Source organism: Arthrobacter agilis (genome assembly GCF_002953615.1).
Lineage (GTDB): Bacteria > Actinomycetota > Actinomycetes > Actinomycetales > Micrococcaceae > Arthrobacter_D > Arthrobacter_D agilis_B.
Genome location: NZ_CP024915.1, coordinates 81957 through 84532, shown reverse-complemented (window position 1 = coordinate 84532; position 2576 = coordinate 81957). Strand labels below are relative to the sequence as shown.

3 protein-coding genes are annotated in these 2576 nt (G+C 68.6%); all 3 read left to right on the top strand.

Going from position 1 to position 2576, the window contains the following annotated elements; all coding sequences use genetic code 11:
- Positions 1-965: Gfo/Idh/MocA family protein (locus CVO76_RS00390; RefSeq protein WP_208740294.1), on the top strand; the 965-nt coding region annotated here is incomplete at its 5' end.
- Positions 958-2031: a sugar phosphate isomerase/epimerase family protein gene (locus CVO76_RS00385; RefSeq protein WP_208740293.1), complete on the top strand. Its 1074-nt coding sequence runs from the start codon at positions 958-960 to the stop codon at positions 2029-2031. The genes CVO76_RS00390 and CVO76_RS00385, both read left to right, overlap by 8 nt.
- The coding region (locus tag CVO76_RS00380) for a ThuA domain-containing protein (protein ID WP_208740292.1) at positions 2028-2576 on the top strand (549 nt) is incomplete at its 3' end. The genes CVO76_RS00385 and CVO76_RS00380, both read left to right, overlap by 4 nt.

Below are 2576 nucleotides of genomic sequence, written 5' to 3'. Positions count from 1 at the left end.
TGGAGCGTGACGACGTCGACCTCATCGACATCTGCACCCCCGGGGACACCCACGCCGAGATCGCCATCGCAGCACTCGAAGCGGGCAAGCACGTGCTCTGCGAGAAGCCGCTCGCGAACTCGGTGGAGGAGGCCGAACGCATGGCGGCGGCGGCCCGGGCCGCCGAGGCGAAGGGGGTCTTCGCGATGTGCGGGTTCTCCTACCGCCGCACGCCCGCCCTGACCCTGGCCCGGCGGCTCGTCGACCAGGGGAGGCTCGGGACGATCCGGCACGTCCGGGCGCAGTACCTCCAGGACTGGCTGACGGACGAGACCGCACCGATGACCTGGCGCCTGGACAAGAGCAGGTCGGGGTCGGGTTCCCTCGGGGACATCGGAGCGCACAGCATCGATGCCGCGCAGTACGTGACCGGGTTGCCCATCACGGGAGTCTCCGGCCTCCTCACCACCTTCGTCCACGAACGTCCCCTCGGCGGGACCCTGGTGGGTCTCGGCGGCCAGGGTTCCAGCGACGGGGCGACCGGCACGGTGACGGTGGACGACGCCGCGATCTTCAGTGCACGCTTCGAGTCAGGAGCGATCGGCGTCTTCGAAGCCACCCGCTTCGCGACCGGCAGGAAGAATAACATGCGCCTGGAGGTCAACGGGAGCCTCGGCTCGCTCGCCTTCGACTTCGAGAACATGAACTCCCTGGAGTTCTACGACGCGACGCAGCCTCCCGAGACCGCGGGGTTCAGCACGATCAACGTCACCGATTCCGTGCACCCCTACACGGGCAACTGGTGGCCGGCCGGGCACGGCCTCGGCTACGAGCACGGCTTCACGCACCAGGTCGTGGATCTCGTGCAGGCCATCGCCGACGGCACCACACCGTCACCGTCCTTCGACGAGGCACTGCGGGTCCAGAAGGTCCTGCACGCCATCGAGAAGTCCGCCGCGAGCGACTCGGGGTGGCAGCATGTCTGAGGCCTTCGCGACCGGAGCTGCCACTCCGCGCCCGGTGACCCTGTTCACCGGCCAATGGGCCGACCTGCCGTTCGAGGACGTGGCGAGGATGGCCGGTGAGTGGGGCTTCGACGGCCTCGAGATCGCCTGCTGGGGAGACCACCTGGACCCGGGGCGGGCCGCGCAGGACGACGACTACGTCCAGGACCGCCTCCGGATCCTCGAGGAGAACAACCTCGCCGTCCACGCGATCGCCATCCACCTGACCGGGCAGGCCGTCGGCGACGACCCGATCGACGAGCGCCACCAGGACATCCTCACCCCCGAGGTCTGGGGGGACGGCGATCCCGAGGGAGTCCGCCGGCGGTCCGCCGAGGTCGTCAAGGACAGCGCCCGGGCCGCAGCCCGGCTCGGGGCGTCGGTAGTCACCGGGTTCACCGGATCCTCCATCTGGAAGTACGTCGCGATGTTCCCTCCCGCCTCCGAACGGATGATCGAGCGTGGCTACGAGGACTTCGCGGCTCGCTGGAACCCGATCATGGACGTGTTCGACGCCGAGGGGATCCGCTTCGCGCTCGAGGTGCATCCGTCCGAGATCGCCTACGACTACTGGACGACCCGGCGCACGCTGGAGGTCATGAGGAACCGGCCCGGCTTCGGGCTCAACTTCGACCCCTCGCACTTCGTCTGGCAGGACCTCGACCCCGTGATGTTCCTGCAGGACTTCGCGCCGCACATCTTCCACGTCCACGTGAAGGAATCCGTCCGGCAGCTGAACGGACGCAACGGACGCCTCGGCTCACACCTGCCGTGGGGGGACCCGCGGCGGGGCTGGGACTTCGTCACCGCCGGGCACGGGGACGTGCCCTGGAAACCGATCTTCCGCATGCTCAACGCGATCGGCTACCAGGGACCCACCAGTATCGAATGGGAGGACGCCGGAATGGATCGCCTCATCGGCGCGCCGGAGGCCCTCGCCCTCGTGCGGCAGCTGGCCACCATAGCCCCCTCGGGGGCCTCGTTCGATGCAGCCTTCTCCGCCCGCGGGCGCGACAGCCGATCCACGACCACGAAAGAGGCATCATGACCAGCAAGGAAGCACTCGTCGTCCGCGGCGGCTGGGACGGGCACCAGCCCGTCGAAGCCACGGACCGTTTTCTCCCGTTCCTCCGCGAGCACGGCTACACCGTCCGCATCGAGGAGTCACCGAAGATCTACGCCGATGCCGACTACATGTCGACCGTCAGCCTGATCCTGCAGTGCAACACGATGAACACCATCGAGAAGGACGAGTTCGCCGGGCTCCGGGCGGCCGTCGAGGCCGGGACCGGACTCGCGGGCTGGCACGGCGGGATCGCGGACTCGTACCGCAACGAATCCGACTACCTCCACCTCATCGGCGGTCAGTTCGCCTGCCATCCCGGCAAGCACCCGGACGAGAGGACCGGCGAGCAGTCCGACAACTACGTGCCGTACCGGGTGACCATGCTCCCGGCCGCCGCGGATCATCCGATCACCCGCGGCATCGGGGACTTCGACCTCGTGACCGAGCAGTACTGGGTGCTCGCGGACGACTACATCGACGTGCTCGCGACGACGACCCAGGCCGTCCGCGCATGGGACCCCTGGAAC

Bases quoted from the DNA above. Each gene is read 5' to 3' on its own strand.
- CVO76_RS00385 (WP_208740293.1), top strand. From the start codon at position 958: ATGTCTGAGGCCTTCGCGACCGGAGCTGCCACTCCGCGCCCGGTGACC.